Origin of the sequence: Bacillus cereus group sp. N11, assembly GCF_016483605.1 — a bacterium.
GTDB lineage: Bacteria > Bacillota > Bacilli > Bacillales > Bacillaceae_G > Bacillus_A > Bacillus_A toyonensis.
Window position 1 is genome coordinate 1 of record NZ_JAEHBN010000023.1, and the last position, 16,957, is coordinate 16,957.

The window sequence follows — 16,957 nt, forward strand, 5'->3', positions numbered from 1 at the left end:
TGAGAACTTCCTAACGCAGAAAAATAACTTACCACCTTAGAGCTGCACTGGGGAAATGAAGTATCTAGTGCCGTGTAAACGACGTTACCGTAAAAGAAGCCATTGTATGTTTACAATGGGAATCTGGGTGGAACCACGGGTAAAAGCACGCTCGTCCCTATTTTAGGGATGAGTGTGCTTTTTATTATGAAATGGAGAGATGAAAAATGAAAGAACAGATGATTGAAATTAAATTTCCAGATGGTAGTGTTAAAGAATTTGTAAAAGGAATTACTTTAGAAGAAATTGCTGGATCAATTAGTAGTAGCTTGAAAAGGAAAGCAGTCGCTGGGAAAGTAAATGATCAGTTATATGATTTACGCCGAAATATTGAAGAAAATGCGGAAGTAGAAATCATTACTATAGATTCAAATGATGGAGTAGAAATTGCAAGACACTCTGCGGCACATATTTTAGCGCAAGCTGTAAAAAGATTATATGGTGATATAAATCTTGGGGTAGGGCCTGTTATTGAAAATGGATTTTATTATGATATGGATCTTCCAAGTAGTGTAAACGTAGAAGATTTACCAAAAATCGAGAAAGAAATGAGAAATATTATAAAAGAAAATATAAGTATAGAACGAGTTGAGGTTTCTCGAGAAGAAGCAACAAAACTGTTTCAAGAAATGAACGATCGCTTGAAATTAGAACTTTTAGAAGCAATTCCTAGTGGGGAAAGTGTAACACTATATAAACAAGGTGAATTTGTAGATTTATGTAGGGGGCCACATGTACCATCTACAGGTTATTTGAAAGCATTTCAATTAACTCACGTTTCCGGTGCATATTGGCGAGGTGATAGTAATAACCAAGTGCTTCAGCGTATATATGGTGTTGCATTCTCTTCTCAAAAAGAGTTAGAAGAGTATTTACATTTTGTTGAAGAAGCAGCAAAAAGAAACCACCGTAAGTTAGGTAATGAACTTGAGTTATTTATGTTTTCTGAAGAGGCTCCGGGAATGCCATTTTATTTACCGAAAGGCCAAATTATTCGGAATGAATTAGAAGCATTTTTAAGAGAAATTCAAAAAGAATACAATTATCAAGAAGTACGCACTCCGTTTATGATGAACCAAGAAGTATGGGAGAGATCAGGGCACTGGGGCCATTATAAAGATAATATGTATTTCTCAGAAGTAGACAACAAAAGTTTTGCATTAAAGCCAATGAACTGTCCAGGACACATGCTTATGTTCAAAAATAAATTGCATTCTTATCGTGAATTACCAATTCGCATGTGTGAGTTCGGTCAAGTGCATCGCCATGAATTTAGCGGAGCGTTAAACGGATTATTAAGAGTACGTACTTTCTGCCAAGATGATGCTCATTTATTTGTAACACCAGAACAAATTGAGGATGAAATTAAATCCGTAATGGGGCAAATTGATTACGTATATAAAACTTTTGGATTCGAATATGAAGTGGAGCTGTCTACTCGTCCAGAAGATTCAATGGGTGACGATAAATTGTGGGAGCAAGCAGAAGCCGCATTAGAAAATGTATTACAGTCATTGAATTATAAATATAGACTAAATGAAGGTGACGGCGCATTTTATGGACCGAAGATTGATTTCCATATTAAAGATGCTTTAAATAGAAGTCACCAGTGCGGAACAATTCAGCTTGATTTCCAAATGCCAGAGAAATTCGATTTAAATTATATAGATGAGAAGAATGAAAAGAAAAGACCAGTTGTTATTCACCGAGCAGTTTTAGGTTCGTTAGACCGCTTTTTAGCAATATTAATTGAACACTTTGGAGGCGCGTTCCCGGCATGGGTAGCACCAGTTCAAGTGAAAGTAATTCCAGTTTCAAATGCAGTTCATGTACAATATGCAAATGAGGTTGCGGATAAATTAGCACAAGCTGGAGTTCGTATTGAACGAGATGTGCGAGATGAAAAGTTAGGATATAAAATAAGAGAAGCACAAATGCAAAAAATTCCTTATGTTCTTGTTATTGGGGATAAGGAAATGGAAAACGGATCTGTAAATGTACGTAAATATGGGGAAGAAAAGTCAGAGGTTGTTGCGCTAGATGTATTTGCGGCAAGTATGGAAGAGGAAATAAAGAATAGAAAATATTGATTAAAAAGAAAACACACCATTAGAAATTGGTGTGTTTTCTTGTTTACCTTACAAAAATGTAAGGTAAATGTAAGAGAAATCGAAGGAACGAGTTTTTGAAAAGTGAGAATATGAAGTAGGGAAAAGTTCATGTTACTTGTGTATCTTTTGTGTTTGAAAAATCAAAAAATTCTTAAGGATTTACAGGACAAAATGATAAGAAATATGTGAGAAATTAATTCTATACAAAAGGGATGGAGTGAAAGAAATGTCAACAAATGTAGTTACTGTAGAAAGTGTAGAAAAAACGTACGGGAAAAGAAATGAGAATCAGTCAAAAGCGTTAAGGGGTGTTTCATTACATATTAAAGAAGGAGAGTTTGTAGGGATCATGGGTCCTTCTGGATCTGGAAAAACGACTTTACTTAATGTGATTAGTACACTGGATCAAGCGACAGGTGGTAGTGTGACGATAGCTGGTACAAATATTACTTCTATGAAGGGGAATGCATTATCAGATTTTCGTTCTCAAAAATTAGGATTCATTTTTCAAGATTTTAACTTACTAGAAAACTTATCAATTTATGAAAATATTGCTTTGCCTCTTTCTTTGCAAGGTGTACCGTCAAGTGAGATTACAGGAAAAGTAAATGAGGTTGCGAAGAAATTAGGAATTACTGAAATTTTAACAAAATATCCGACTGCTGTTTCTGGTGGGCAAAAACAAAGAACAGCGGCAGCACGAGCTTTAGTACATAATCCGGCAATCGTATTAGCAGATGAACCAACAGGAGCACTTGATAGTAAAAATGCAAAAAGTTTATTAGAAGCAATGCAAGATTTACATGAAAATCACAATGTAAGTATTTTGATGGTTACACATGATGCGTTTAGTGCAAGTTACTGTGAGCGTATTTTATTCATTCAAGATGGTCTTCTTTATAAAGAATTAAATCGTCAAGGTACTCGAGAGAATTTCTATCAAGACATTTTAGGTGTGCTCGCTCATATGGGCTCAGCTGCTGAGTCTAAGTAGGGGGCGAAACAATGTTATTTAAATTATCACGTCATAGTATGAAAAAGATGTTAAAGGATTATATGGTTTTACTGATTGGTCTCGTTATTAGTATTAGTATTTTCTATATGTTCCAAACGATGGCGATGAACAGTGAATTTACAAAAGGTAATAGTCTCATTAGTAGTATTAGACTCGTCTTCTGGGTAGGTGCAATATTACTTTCTTTCATAACTGTATTTTATATTATATATGCCAATTCTTTTTTACTTACATTAAGAAGAAAAGAACTTGGTATGTATATGATGCTTGGAGCGAAAAAGAAAAAAGTAGCACAGTTATTATTTATTGAAACATTCGGTATGGGTATTGTCAGTATTATTATCGGTATTTTAGTAGGAATGTTACTTGCAAGTGTAGCAGGAAATTTTTTAATGAATGGCATGGAAATTTCAGCAAAAGGTAGTTACGCATCTGTATACACACCAGCTATTTTAGTTACATCTATTTTCTTCTTAATACTATTTTTCATTACGGGTATAATGAATAGCATTCGATTGTTACGTAAAACAGAACTAGAGTTAATTCGTGAAGATGAAACACTAGATGAAGTAAAGAAAAGTAAAACTCGCATTATTATAATGACAGTACTGGGTGTATTACTAGTAAGTACAGGGTATTATTTTATGGTAAATATAAGAACATATGCTGAACTTGGTTTTATAATAGCGACGATTGTTACAACACTTGGAACGTACTTTATTTTTAGTTCATTGCTCCCATTTTTTGTGATGAAAATTAAGGGAAATAAAAAACGAAATGAAATGGGCTTAAATAGTTTTACATATGCACAGTTACGCTTTCGAGTAAATAGTTTATCGAGAGTATTAGGAACTGTAGCGATGTTAATTGCATTAGGTGCAGGGGCAATGACAGCAGGTATGGCATTTCAAAAAAATGTAGGCATTATGACAGATTTCTCACGTGTATATGATGTCGTAATTCATGATCCAAATGATCAAGATACAGCAGCATTAAAGGAAATGGAAATAGTTGAAGAAAGCAAGTATAAGTATAAAGTAGATGGAGAAGCGGTGTATTACTTACGTGACGATTTAACTGCGAAACCGCCACTTATTTCCGACCGCTTTAATATGGAAACTTTAAAAGAGCCTGCGCGTAAACGGGTGGCTGAACCTTTAACTGAACCTGTATATTCTGCTTTGGAAGCTCCCGAAGCAGTGAATAAACTTCCTCGTATGCCAAAAGATTGGGAAGATGCGGTTGTAAGAGAAATACAAATTACACATAATCAATTTAGCGGAAAGCCTGTAAGAATTGCTGATGAAGAGCATTATAAAGGAATTCAAGGAACAGAACATACTGTAACATTAGCAAAAGTAGATGATATGAAAAAATATAAACCGTTGTTGATCGAAATAGACAAGAGACAAAAAGAACAAATTGAAAAAGCAACAGGTGCAAAGGTAGATTTATTTACGAAAATGACAATTTATCAGTTAACGAACAGTCTCATGAGTGGAACAATGTTTATGGGGTTTTTCCTCGGAATTGCCTTTCTAGCAATGATGGCAAGTTCCCTTATGTTCAAAATATTAACGGGTGCTTCTCGTGATGTACGACGTTATGAAATGTTACGAAAAATAGGCGTTAGACGTAGTATGCTGACAAAAAGTATTTATAAAGAAATTTCATATTTATTTATCTTCCCAGCGATCATTGGAATTTCCCACGTTTTAGTAGGGCTTAACTTATTCAGCTTTATTTTAGTTGACCCGTTTGTAAAAGTGTGGGTGCCGATAGGAATATTCTTAGTCATTTATTTTATCTATTACTGGATAACTGTTCAATTGTATAAAGGTATGGTAATGCCGAAAGAAGAGGTAGCGAAATAGTTTATGAAAAAAGTCCTTGTTTTGAAAAAAAGGGCTTTTTTCTATGTTTGTGATACATAAATACGTGTATGCAAGATGTTATCAAATCTTCATAATAATAAAATATTGAAAATTAAGAAAATATTAAGGGTTTATATAGCGGAAAATTAAGATGTGTATGGGACATTAATAATGTACAAAAACATTGAGATGAAATTGGAAAGTGTACTTGTTTTGTACTTTTATTTTCTTGAGGTAGTTTTGCAGAAATAAATTGATATTTTATAAATTTAACAGAAAGGAAGCGTATTATGAAAAAGATAAAAAAATCAATAAAACTTATTGGAGTCATTACTATACTATTACTAACCATAGCACTAATATTTCCTACATGGACTTCGCAAATAAAGAGTAATAACAGTATAAGTACATTAGTACAAGTAGAGATAAATGGAAGTGGTCATGAGATTATGATACGTGGCAAAGATAAGAGGAATCCAGTAATTATCTTTGTTCATGGTGGACCAGGTTCTTCGGAAATACCATATGCTCAAAAATATCAATACTTATTGGAAGAGAAATTCACAGTTGTTAATTATGATCAAAGGGCAAGCGGGAAATCGTATCATTTTTTTGAAGACTATTCGAAATTATCATCAGACCTACTTGTAGAAGATTTATTAGCTATGACAGATTATGTTTCAAAACGTCTCGGTAAAGAAAAAGTAATATTGATTGGGCATTCTTACGGTACATATATTGGAATGCAAGCTGCCTATAAAGCTCCTGAAAAATATGAAGCATATGTTGGTATAGGGCAGATGAGTGACACAGTAGAAAGTGAGATGGATAGTTTAAAATACGTTATTGAACAGGCGCAAAATGGGGGAAATACGGAGGAGGTTTCATATTTAAAAGAGTTAACCGAAAAAATTAAAAACGGCGATACATACACTCCGAGAGATTATGTTGCAAAATATGGTGGAACATCAAGACTCATTGAAAATCCAGATGGTGATAACATTCAGATGTTACTTAGTAATGAATATAACTTGTTAGACGTAATTCGTTATAACGTTGGATTATCACATTCCCAAACGGTCTTATTAGAAAAAGATTTAAAGAATCCATTACCTACTAAAGTAACTAAGCTAAAGCTACCATTTTATTTTCTTATGGGTAAATATGACTATAATACTTCATTTCATGCAGCTAAAAAATATTTTGATTTGATTGAAGCGGATCAAAAGGAATTTATAGCTTTTGAAAACTCAGCACATTACCCTCAATTTGAAGAAAAAGAAAAGTTTTATGAGTGGATGTGTGATACATTCGTAAAATAGAATTAAATACAAAAAGCACTTAGTTTAAAAATAAGTGCTTTTTTATAGTATGGAATTGATTAGGAAGGAAAATGTTGGATAATGGTCGAAAGATATAATACAACTTCCAAAAAATGACGGGAATTGCTATGTTTTTTAGAAAGAGGAGTTAATTTGTTAACAGGTATAGGTACTATACATATATTTTATTTCTGAATATTCATTTAAATAGAAAGAATAATGGTTATGTTCATTCGAATTGGTAAGTGGTGTGGAGTTACATGTTTACAATTATTTGCGGCACTTATTTGTATCCTTTTTTTAGGAGCACTTCCGCGTTTATTTAAAGGACTGCAAATTGATTTAATCGGTTTTTGGGACACAGTTCTGTTTCTTGGGGAGAAGTTACTACAACCAGGTGAAATTACTTACGGATTTCGGAACTCAAGAAAGTTATTTCCACAAATATGGATTCATTATGTAGAGACAATGTTTGTATTTATTTCGGCATTTATACTTTCTTTACTCATTGCGTATGTTATCGTTGTGTGGGTATTGCAGCGCTCTCAATCAAAGCAACGTATATGGAATGGAGTTTTCGTCGCACTGGAAAGTATCCCGGACATTTTATTAATTTTATTATCTCAACTTCTAGTAGTAATTATCTTTCAAAAAACAGGATTTATGCCAGTGAAACATGCGGGATTTGGTGAGGATAGAGCTCGTATGTTACCAATAATATGTCTTGCTATACCTACAACGTTATTATTTATGAAGCTACTATTATTACGTTTTAGAGAAGAATTAGAGAAAGATTATAGCATATTTGCAAAGAGTAAAGGACTGAGTTTAAGACATATTTTGACGCACCATATTTCAAGAAATGTCTTGTTAACAACAGTCTATTATGCAAAAACAAATATTTTATTTATGTTATCAAATTTATATATTATTGAATGGCTATTTAATACGTACGGCATGTTTGTTTTTGTAAAAGAAAATTCCAAATTAGAAATATTTACAGTGAGTTTAGTTATATTATACGTACCGCTTTTTATACTATTTCGTTTATTACATACGCTTTTAAAAAATGTTATAAAGGAGCGTGTGTAACATGTGGCAAGTTGTAAAAAGAGATGTGAGATTTTGGCTAGGTGTTACTTTTTTGAGTGTATTAATGATTGTTAGTATTGGAAATACGGTGTTTTTTGACGGAAATATTCGTGAATTAACGATGATGTATAACGAAAAAGGAGAATTAGAGGCTGCTCCGTTTTCACCATCGAGTAAATTTTGGTTTGGAAGCGATGAGAAAGGACGCGACCTTTTTCAGTTAATAATAGAAGGAGCGAAATGGACAGTTGGTGCTAGTATCGTTATCGCAATTTTACGTGTAGTAATTGGCGGAACTATTGGTTTATTGCTTGGTATGTACAGTAAACGCTCATTTTCAGTTATCTCATCTTTTTTTGATCCGTTTAGTATTGTACCGATGATTATGATTTCCTATTTTATGTTAAATGAAGTTTTAATGTTTGAAAATGGAGAGGAGGCTGCTCCGTTTCATTTACGGGTTACGTTTCAAATTATAGTTCTTGCGTGCCTTGCTGTACCAACTGTTATGTTGTATACGGCGCAAGAAGTAAAGCGTATTAAGAATGAAGAATTTATGTTGGCTGCTACTGTGCTCGGAGGGAGTAAGTGGCAGCGGTTGAAACGCCATGTATGGCCACATATATTACCATCATTTCTTTTATTAGTAGCCCAGCAATTTGTAAGCACCCTATTACTTCTCTTACATCTTGGTTTGTTAGAACTGTTTTTCGGTGGAACAATAATCTTTGGTACAGAGGCAGATAGTGTAACAAAAGAATGGACAGGATTAATTGGTCAAAACTTCCGCCATTTAACTACTCATACTTGGATCGTGGTCATACCAATTCTTTTTTATAGTATGACAATCTTATCTGGAAATTTGATTAGTAATAGTATGCAAGATGCGATTAAATTAGGAAATGTGAGAAGGCCGAAGGGGGAAAAGAAAAAAGGGAAAGTAGAGAAACAAATACAACCGACTATGAAAGATTTTTCATTCTATAGAGAGGTACAAAAATAAAAAAAGATAGCTGAAGACAAATCGTTTTCAGCTATCTTTTTTCGTTTAAAGTGGAGGTAAATCAATTTTACCTTCTTCAAATAATTCTTTTATCATATGTTTCGTATAACCAGCTGCTTGACCAAATGTGATTTTTGCTGGCATTGGTGCTTCGTTTACATCTACAACTACATCAATAATACACGGCCTGTTTTGTTTTACTGCACTTTCGAAAGCAGGTAGTAGTTCATCTAATTTCTCAATACGGTAGCCAATACCGCCGCACGCATCTGCATATTTTGCGAAATCTGGATTCGTTAAATCGGTGCCGAATTCGATATTACCCATAACTTCTTGTTCGAATTTAATCATGGCAATTTTATTATTGTTCAATACGACGACAACGATTGGTAGTTTATATTTTACAGCTGTTACAAAATCGTTCATAGTCATTCCAAATCCGCCGTCACCACAAACTGCAAATACTTGTTTATTCGGGAACGCAATTTTTCCAGCAAGTGCACCAGGTAAACCGCAGCCAAGTGTTGCGAGCCAGCTTGAAATGATAAATTGCTGGTTCGTCATACGGAAGTGCCTTGCTGTCCAGACCGTTACATTTCCGACATCAACTGAAAGAATGGCGTCATCTTCTGCTACTTGCTGCAATGCATGCATAACGCGTTGTGGTTTAATTGGAGTAGAGGAATCTTCTTCCTGACCGTGTAATTTTTCTTCCCACTTTTTCATCATTTCTTGATGATGCTCTAAGAAGGAATGGTCCTCGTGTTTTTCTACATTTTCAATTAACCATTTTAATGTTTTATCAGCATCACCGGCTAAGCCGATATCTGTCACATAACGCTTCCCGATTTGGGCAGGATCTGTATCGATATGAATTGTTTTTGCCTTTTCAGGTAAGAAACCAGTGAACGGATAAGAAGTACCCACCATAATTAAAGTATCCGCGTGTTTCATTGCTTCATAAGATGGTTTCGTTCCAATTAATCCTAATCCACCGATGCAAAGTGGGTGTTCATCAGGAACAATTCCTTTAGCTGGCAATGTAAGTACGATTGGAGCGCCGATATGTTCTGCGAATGCAAGTAAAGATTCTCTTGCATGTTTTGCGCCTTTACCTGCTAAAATAACAGGTTTTGTCGCTTCATTTATTGCGAGTTTCGCTGCATCTAAATCTTCTTTTTGCGGAAATAGCTCAGGCAATGTAAAAGAAGTGTTTGTAACACGAGCCCCATTTTTTACTTCGAATTTCGGAACGTCATCCGGAATAGTGAGAACAGATACACCTTTTTTCGTATAGGCCATACGAATCGCTTGATTCACTACAGCAGGTAGTTGCTCCGCTGACATAATGCGCTGGTTATACACTGCAACATCATCAAACAATCTTTCTAAGTTTACTTCTTGGAAAAAATCCGTTCCGAGTAAATCGGTTTCTACCTGTCCTGAAATTGCTAGCACAGGAGCCTTATCGAGTTTCGCATCATATAAACCGTTTAATAAATGAATAGCTCCAGGTCCTGCGATTGCCATACAAACACCGAGTTTCCCTGTTAATTTCGCATAAGCGGCCGCTGCTAATGCGCCAGCTTCTTCGTGGCGAACTTGAATGAATTTAATTTTATCTTGTTTTTTTCTTAAAGCTTCAATGATAGAATTGATAGAATCTCCAGGCATACCGTATATATGTTCTACTCCCCAGTCAATTAATAAATCAACTAATGCTTCACCAGCTGTTTTCCCAAACATAATTGTTCCTCCTCATAATAGGTAGATAACAATATGTTTTGAAGAAAAAGGAAAAATATACAAATAATAAATTTTTTAGCTTTAATGATGACCAGCGAATAAAGTAAACACTGTTATTAGTAAAAAACCACTAGTTGCCCACATGAGAAATGTAAGGAAAGAGAGCTGTTTCTTAGCTTTCCAAAGCATTTCATGAATTGTGACATAACCAAGTGAACCGATAGCGCTGCCCATAATGAGACCTTGTAAATGAAGAGCTTTTCCTTCCATTAAAATGCCAAACACCGTACCGGTACCGAGAATAAGAGAAAGTAATAAAGTTGTTAATAGAAATGAAACATATTTATGTTTTGTAAAGAGAAAGGGGATAATTAAAGCTAATCCTTCTGGAATATGGTGAACGACGATTGCTATTAAAAAGGGAATGGCTGAGTTAGCATGATTAATAAAAGCTGTGCCTAACGCAAATCCACTCGGTATATTATGAATAAATATAGCGAAAGAGAGAAACAGGAATGTTTGCCATGCTTGTTGATCCTTTTTATGTATCATTGGATGGTGACAATAGTTATCTAATAAGCTCATAACTAAAATACCGATAGCTATACCAAGTATAGGACCAGTTATTTCATAGCCTGAAAATGTTTCAGGAATAATTTCAAGGGATAAAAGGCCAAGCAAAATACCACCACATAATGCGTATAAACGATGCATCTTTTCTTCAATTAGCTGGCGTGTTGCAACTCCAACAACACCTCCTAATAGTAATCCACCGAACGAAAAAAATGTTACAATCATTGGAATCCATAAACGCTCCATAGTATCACACTCCGATTGTATTCCCTTATTTTTAGCTTACGAAAAGTTAAGTTGGATTAGTCCAAGTAATTGTGTTTGAGTATAGAGAAAAAACTAGCAATTCGTTATAATTTATATATTAAATTTAAGTGGGAATATGAAAAGGGGAATTGATTATGCAGCAAATTAAAAAAATAGGAAACTCATTTTGGTATATGACACCTGTTTCTGAAACAGATAGACCTATATTAGGGATGGTAGTTGGAAAAGAAAAAACGTTAATGATTGATGCGGGGAATTCAGAAGAACATGCACAATTATTTCTAGAAATGTTAAAAGAACAGAATGTATCAAGTCCTGATTTTGTAGCACTAACGCATTGGCACTGGGATCATATTTTTGGATTACCTGTACTACAAGAGGCATTGTCTATTGCACATTCTGAAACGAAAAAAGAGATGAGTAAACTTGTTTCTTATGAATGGACAGATGAAGCGTTGGACACACGTGTAAAAGAGGGTACTGAAATTGAATTTTGTGCGGATTGTATCAAAAAAGAGTTTAATGAAAAAGCGAGAAATATTAAAATTATTCCCCCAACTTTAACATTCCAGAATCAACTTGAATTAGATCTTGGTGAAGAGACATGTGTGCTAAAGCATGTGGGCGGAGATCATTCACATGACTCTGTTGTTATGTATATAAAAGAAGAAAAGATATTATTTTTAGGAGACTGTATATATGCAGATATTTTTTCTTCGAAGTGGAACTATACGACGAAAAGAATGGTTACATTAATAGATGAACTAGAAAAATTTGATGCTGAGACATATATTCTTTCTCATGGAGAGGCTATAGATCGGGAGGGATTTTTACAAGAAATACAATTGCTAAAAACAGTAGGAACATACACAGAAGCTCATAAAGGCGATGAAGAGAAGATAAAGACAGCGTATAAACAAGAGCTAGATAGAGAATTAAATGAAGATGAGTTAGAAACAATAACGTATTTTGTAAATGGTTATGAAATGGTTAGCCAGTAAAACGCAACTCTAATCAAATAGCCTTAAACTGTACAAAAAGAGTATTGAAGTTTACTTCAATACTCTTTTTAATAAGTAAATATTAAGCCGCAACCAATTTGAATTTTTTTGCAGGCTCATCATCTGAAGCTATACGACTTTATTTATTTTTCGTATTGATAGAATTTCAAGTGGAAGCTTTCTTTGCTAAGTTAGTTATATAGTTGAAAAAACCATTGTGGTTTACATTATAAACGACATTTACAGGTCGCCCATCATCAGTTTCCACTGTACGCCCTTGGCTAGGTCCGTATGTATGAACAATACTTTTAATCGTTTGTACCTGTGCAAGGTCAGCTTTCCCAACAAACGCAGCGGTTAATACATCCCACAAATAGTAAGTAGAGTTCGTTGAAAAGTGAACGAGAGGAGGAACCATCGCATAGCATTGACCAAGGAAATCAACACCAATATATTTACGCTCTTTTGCCCACTGTTCACGTATGTCTATTGTTAACGGAACTTGGTTTGTACTTTCTAGTGTTACTAAGTCGATTTCAATCTTCGCCTCCCATACACGAGCTACTGCTTCAGGGTCCCAAAACGAATTCCACTCAGCCGTTCCATCGTGTTCCGGCTCATGTACATTGCCTGCAGTCCGAAATGTACCGCCCATCCAAACGAGACGTTCAATTTTATCTTCGATTATAGGAGCCTCATATAATGCACGGGCTAGGTCAGTTAGCGGCCCTGTAAATAATAAAGTTGTTTTTCCTTCCGTTTGTAGAAGAGTTTCTATTAAATGATGATGCGCAGGTTTGGCTGCTGCAGGTGTTGCAACTTTTCCATACTCATTTAAAATGGGTAAAGCATCTACATAAAATGCATGCATTCGCCAGTCTTTCGGAAATGGATTTTTTCCACGAGAGTTTGATGCTGCTACTTCGATATTACCTTTGCCGAAGCGATCAATAATTTTACGACTTGCAGACATTGCGGGTTCTAAATAACAATCTGCAGGGATAACTGAAACACCTGTAAGTTCGACATTACCCATCTGGAGTAATAAAAATAGTGAAATTAGATCATCTACACCACCATCATGATTGAAGTACACCTTTTTCATCATTGTAATCTCCATTCTCTAATATTTAGCCAAGAATTAAATTTTAATTTTGGAAAAATCATCGATAATTTCCACCACCTGAATTTTCCCATTAATCAGTAGCTCAGGTAATTCGCTTTTGCTATTTCCTTTCCAATAGTCTCTAGCCTGTTCAATTTTTCTGGAGAAAGAAATACCATCTTCTTTTGGTAAAAGATTTCCATCGCTTTCAAAAGAATTTCCACTCACTAGTAGCTTAACAATCTGTAAAACATCTCGGTTGTAAGAATCAAATAACGCTTTCCATTTCAAAGCATCTTCATAGCTTTTAGAAGCATATAAGCAAGACAACCTTGAAGGGTATTCAGGGTATTCTTGCAGCCTAACCATTTCGACAATCGTTTCCCTAACGGCTCTAATTGTTTGATCCGTATATTTCATAACTACTTGAGCATTTTCATTATTTATATGTAGTTCGTTATTTATATAATTGCTTTTTAAAATTTGAATAGAATCTTCGCCAGTAGCATTTAAGTGTTCTCTTTCAAAAAAGAAGTGATATAAAGTGTTAGTTTGATTTTTATCAAAATGAATGATTTGTCCGATATTCATTTTTTTCTTTGTAACGATGTGATATGCGTAAAATTCTGCTTCATTCATAGTTATCCTCCTAGTAGTAATATATTTCAATGTTAAATTTAGTAATTCAACATTGAAATATATAAAACCTTTATAAGCATACAGTTATAGAATGGGAAGATTAGAGTGAAGAGTGAAAGAAATATACGTAAACGCTTTCGAAATGTTCACAAAATGTTCACTTACGAAGGAGTTTCCAATATCGATATAATGGCAAAGACTCAAAGAGAAGGGATGATGAAAGTTGCCAACAACAAGAAAGGAAAACCTCCAATTCGGTATGATGATGTGCCTAGGGATGGTTATCGTAATGACGTTTTACAATTTATTATTGAACGGAGCAGGAGGGCCAATTCATATTAAGGAGATCGCATTAGAACTACTAATTGGATTTATGATTGCGTTATTAATTGAGATATGTATCGTTGGACCTTGTGCGAAAAAAATTGTATTCGCGATACCGTTTAATAAATCGAAGAAAATAAATATTATAGTAGCGATGGCTACAGCTATGGTAATCGGAATGGTTTTCTTTATGTCATTTTACGGAATGGCTATGATGTATTTACATGGTGGACTACAAGGGGAATCATTTGTTTCAAGTTATTTTTCAATTTTTATTAAAAATTTCATTATGGCTTATCCATTACAATTAATTATTATGGGGCCGCTTGTGCGTTTCTTATTTGCAAAGTTTGTTATGAAGAAGACTGTTAATGTAGCGTAGTTATAATATGTAAAAAATTATATATTAATAAAAATATAAAAACACATCTCAAATTTTTGAGATGTGTTTTTTGTTCATTTCTAATTATTTTCATAGTGATGTGACATTTGTCCTTTTGCCTTTTAGGGTCATAGCTTTTAATTAAGTTAGAAATAAAAAATTAGGAGATGATTTTTTGAAAGGCATTGTATTTGCTGTTTTTGCTGGTGTATGTATAACACTTCAAGGAACCTTTAATGCGAAACTTAGTTCACATATCGGCATATGGCCAACGAGTATTATAACGCATTTAATTGGATTCCTTATTGCAGTAACTATATTTTTGTTAAAGAAAGAAGAGAAAGTAACGGATTTAAAGGGTGTGAAAAAAATATATTTAGTAGCCGGTGCATTTGGTGGATTCATTATTTGTGCAGAAACTATGGCGATATATTCAATGGGGGTTACATTGACAGCTGGCACACTTATGGTTGCTCAATTGTTAACAGCAACTTTCATTGAAATAAAAGGACTGTTCCATATAAAAAAGATACATATGGAGAGATATCATATTGTGGGAACAATAGTAATGATTATAGGGATTGTAATATTTAATATGTGAATAGAAGGAGGAAATGAGAATGGAGAATAGATTAGATTTAATTATTCATTATTTGAAAACTAATAAAATATTTGAGATTTTTTCAGAAATAGATACAGCTTATTTTCAAATAAATCATTTTGAAAAAGGCAAGTTTATTTGCAATATAGATGACGAAATGGATCGTTTATATTTTGTAGTGAAAGGTAAAGTAAAAGTTTATTCGATTACACCAGAAGGAAAGAAACTAATTCTTCGCTTTATCAATCCATTGGCAGTTGTTGGTGATCTTGAATTGATACAAAAAAGCAAGACTCATAATGTCGTTGAAGCTTGTTCAGATGTTGTAGCTATCTCCATTTCTAATACGGTTATTAGAAACAAGTTATTACATGATCCTATATTTATGAACTTCTTGCTTGAAAACATTGCGAACACGTTAAAAATATCGACCCGTTTTACAGCTCTAAATTTACTTTATCCAGTAGAAGTGCGTGTAGCTAGTTATTTACTATCAATTTCAACAGATAGTAACGGAAATATGTATAAAGAGGATTTAGATGCAACTTCCATATCAAGTATTGCTGATTTTATAGGAGTAAGTTATAGGCACGTAATTCGGGTGTTACAAAAATTAAATAAAGAAAAATTAATTGAAAAGAAAAATGGAGTTATCGTAATTAAAGATTTTTCTAGAATGAAGGAAGTTGCTAAAGATAATATATATGAGCAATGAAAGGGAGAGGAATATTTTGATTGGATTTAGTTTAGCTATATTTGCTGGAGTATTAATTAGCTTACAATCTATTTTTAACACAAAGGTCAATGAATGTGTAGGACAGTGGTTAACAACTGCATGTGTTCTTGGAATAGGTCTCATAAGTTCTGGTCTATTTTATATCATAACAGAGAAAAGTATTAGCATTAATTTTTACACTACAAATTATTTGTTTTATATAAGCGGATTGTTTGGCATTGGATTAATTATTTGTATAATGGGTGCAATAAAGAGTTTAGGTCCAGCGTATACGGTGTTAATTAGTCTTATTACACAATTAGTTGTTGCATTATGTATTGATACATTCGGATTGTTTGGAATGGAGAGCGTTCCAATACAAATAAATAAATTAGTTGGAATAGGTGTATTAATTGTAGGGGTAGGAATTTTTAAAAATCTATTTTCGAATAAGAAAGCTATTCATATAAACAAGGATAGGGTCTAAAGAATTTAAAGGAAAAAGGTGTTAATGATTAGAATAATTACACTTAGCTCGAATGGCTGAGGAACAATTAACTGGCCAATATAGATTAGACTAAGTTAAAGAAATGAAAAAAGAAACTATATATAAAACGGGTTCTTTTTTACATAAATTTCAAGATTTTTGATGGTGAACTAGAAAAATGGCTTCTCAAATTCTCTTAAAATGATCCTTTAAAGTAGAGTTAATACCATAGGTATCATTAGAGAAAAACCCTCATATAAGTAGTCAGAGGAGGGTTAAATAGCATTTTGTTTTTATTTATAGTATTTAATAAACTATAATACAACTTCATTTAAAGGTATTTTGATTCTTAATTAAAAATAAAGTGGAAAATTAAGAATATGTTGATGTGGTGCGGTATTCAAGCTAGGTAGCATAAAGATTAATAATACAAAGATGAACAACATATAAATAAAGTTTATTCATATGTTCTATCTCCTCTGCAATTCCTAGTATTTTTGAAATCTATATATTTCTTCCTCATTTGTGGAAAATAAAACTAATGTTGGGACCAGTAATATTGTGGGGGATTAGATAAAAATAGTTGTCCCTATATCGCCAGAATTTTAAATATTCTATTCGTTTTTTATGTTTTCTTTTTTTATTTTTGTACTGATGATAA

At 33.6% G+C, this 16,957-nt stretch carries 15 protein-coding genes; 11 read left to right on the plus strand and 4 right to left on the minus strand.

Annotated features, from left to right (window positions below; genetic code table 11):
• The first annotated feature begins 206 nt into the window (after nucleotides 1–206).
• The 6 genes from thrS to JDS98_RS26020 all read left to right on the plus strand — a co-directional run bounded on the left by thrS (nucleotide 207) and on the right by JDS98_RS26020 (nucleotide 8,456).
• Nucleotides 207–2,129, plus strand: a complete 1,923-nt coding sequence (gene thrS, locus JDS98_RS25995; RefSeq protein ID WP_098911240.1) for a threonine--tRNA ligase — start codon at nucleotides 207–209, stop codon at nucleotides 2,127–2,129.
• Between the two features lie 247 nt (nucleotides 2,130–2,376).
• Nucleotides 2,377–3,144 (plus strand): ABC transporter ATP-binding protein, encoded by a 768-nt coding sequence (locus JDS98_RS26000; protein WP_000106414.1) that lies wholly within the window; start codon nucleotides 2,377–2,379, stop codon nucleotides 3,142–3,144.
• Between the two features lie 11 nt (nucleotides 3,145–3,155).
• Entirely contained in the window at nucleotides 3,156–5,039 is a 1,884-nt protein-coding gene (locus tag JDS98_RS26005) for an FtsX-like permease family protein (protein ID WP_199634485.1), read from the plus strand.
• 290 nt (nucleotides 5,040–5,329) lie between these two features.
• Nucleotides 5,330–6,361 carry an alpha/beta hydrolase gene (locus JDS98_RS26010; RefSeq protein ID WP_087971230.1) on the plus strand — a complete coding sequence of 344 codons (1,032 nt, stop codon included), beginning with the start codon at nucleotides 5,330–5,332 and terminating at the stop codon, nucleotides 6,359–6,361.
• Between the two features lie 225 nt (nucleotides 6,362–6,586).
• Complete coding sequence (locus JDS98_RS26015; RefSeq protein WP_142345833.1) at nucleotides 6,587–7,453, plus strand: ABC transporter permease subunit; 867 nt, start codon at nucleotides 6,587–6,589, stop codon at nucleotides 7,451–7,453.
• Nucleotide 7,454: 1 nt separating this feature from the next.
• Complete coding sequence (locus JDS98_RS26020; RefSeq protein ID WP_098911238.1) at nucleotides 7,455–8,456, plus strand: ABC transporter permease; 1,002 nt, start codon at nucleotides 7,455–7,457, stop codon at nucleotides 8,454–8,456.
• A gap of 45 nt (nucleotides 8,457–8,501) precedes the next feature.
• Here JDS98_RS26020 and JDS98_RS26025 read toward each other — a convergent pair whose 3' ends face one another.
• Both JDS98_RS26025 and JDS98_RS26030 read right to left on the minus strand, forming a co-directional pair.
• Nucleotides 8,502–10,202, minus strand: coding sequence for a pyruvate oxidase (locus JDS98_RS26025; RefSeq protein WP_098911237.1), 1,701 nt, complete (start codon nucleotides 10,200–10,202; stop codon nucleotides 8,502–8,504).
• Nucleotides 10,203–10,283: 81 nt separating this feature from the next.
• Entirely contained in the window at nucleotides 10,284–11,021 is a 738-nt protein-coding gene (locus JDS98_RS26030) for a ZIP family metal transporter (RefSeq protein ID WP_098911236.1), read from the minus strand.
• 155 nt (nucleotides 11,022–11,176) lie between these two features.
• Here JDS98_RS26030 and JDS98_RS26035 point away from each other — a divergent pair, with 155 nt between their 5' ends.
• The gene (locus JDS98_RS26035; protein ID WP_098911235.1) at nucleotides 11,177–12,043 is read left to right on the plus strand and encodes an MBL fold metallo-hydrolase; all 867 of its coding nucleotides are present in this window, start codon (nucleotides 11,177–11,179) and stop codon (nucleotides 12,041–12,043) included.
• A 166-nt stretch (nucleotides 12,044–12,209) separates the two neighbouring features.
• On the opposite strand, the gene JDS98_RS26040 is transcribed toward JDS98_RS26035, so the two are convergent.
• A complete protein-coding gene (locus JDS98_RS26040) occupies nucleotides 12,210–13,151 on the minus strand; it encodes a nucleoside hydrolase (protein ID WP_140154127.1) in 942 nt (313 codons plus the stop codon).
• A 33-nt stretch (nucleotides 13,152–13,184) separates the two neighbouring features.
• A complete protein-coding gene (locus tag JDS98_RS26045) occupies nucleotides 13,185–13,787 on the minus strand; it encodes a DUF2441 domain-containing protein (RefSeq protein WP_001001039.1) in 603 nt (200 codons plus the stop codon).
• A 223-nt stretch (nucleotides 13,788–14,010) separates the two neighbouring features.
• Here JDS98_RS26045 and JDS98_RS26050 point away from each other — a divergent pair, with 223 nt between their 5' ends.
• From JDS98_RS26050 to JDS98_RS26065, 4 genes are all read left to right on the plus strand, one after another.
• Nucleotides 14,011–14,493, plus strand: coding sequence for a DUF2798 domain-containing protein (locus JDS98_RS26050; protein ID WP_001143399.1), 483 nt, complete (start codon nucleotides 14,011–14,013; stop codon nucleotides 14,491–14,493).
• Nucleotides 14,494–14,668: 175 nt separating this feature from the next.
• Nucleotides 14,669–15,094 (plus strand): DMT family transporter, encoded by a 426-nt coding sequence (locus tag JDS98_RS26055; RefSeq protein WP_087971224.1) that lies wholly within the window; start codon nucleotides 14,669–14,671, stop codon nucleotides 15,092–15,094.
• Between the two features lie 19 nt (nucleotides 15,095–15,113).
• Nucleotides 15,114–15,809, plus strand: coding sequence for a Crp/Fnr family transcriptional regulator (locus JDS98_RS26060; RefSeq protein WP_140158647.1), 696 nt, complete (start codon nucleotides 15,114–15,116; stop codon nucleotides 15,807–15,809).
• Between the two features lie 16 nt (nucleotides 15,810–15,825).
• The gene (locus tag JDS98_RS26065) at nucleotides 15,826–16,296 is read left to right on the plus strand and encodes a DMT family transporter (RefSeq protein ID WP_000578999.1); all 471 of its coding nucleotides are present in this window, start codon (nucleotides 15,826–15,828) and stop codon (nucleotides 16,294–16,296) included.
• Nucleotides 16,297–16,957 lie beyond the last annotated feature (661 nt).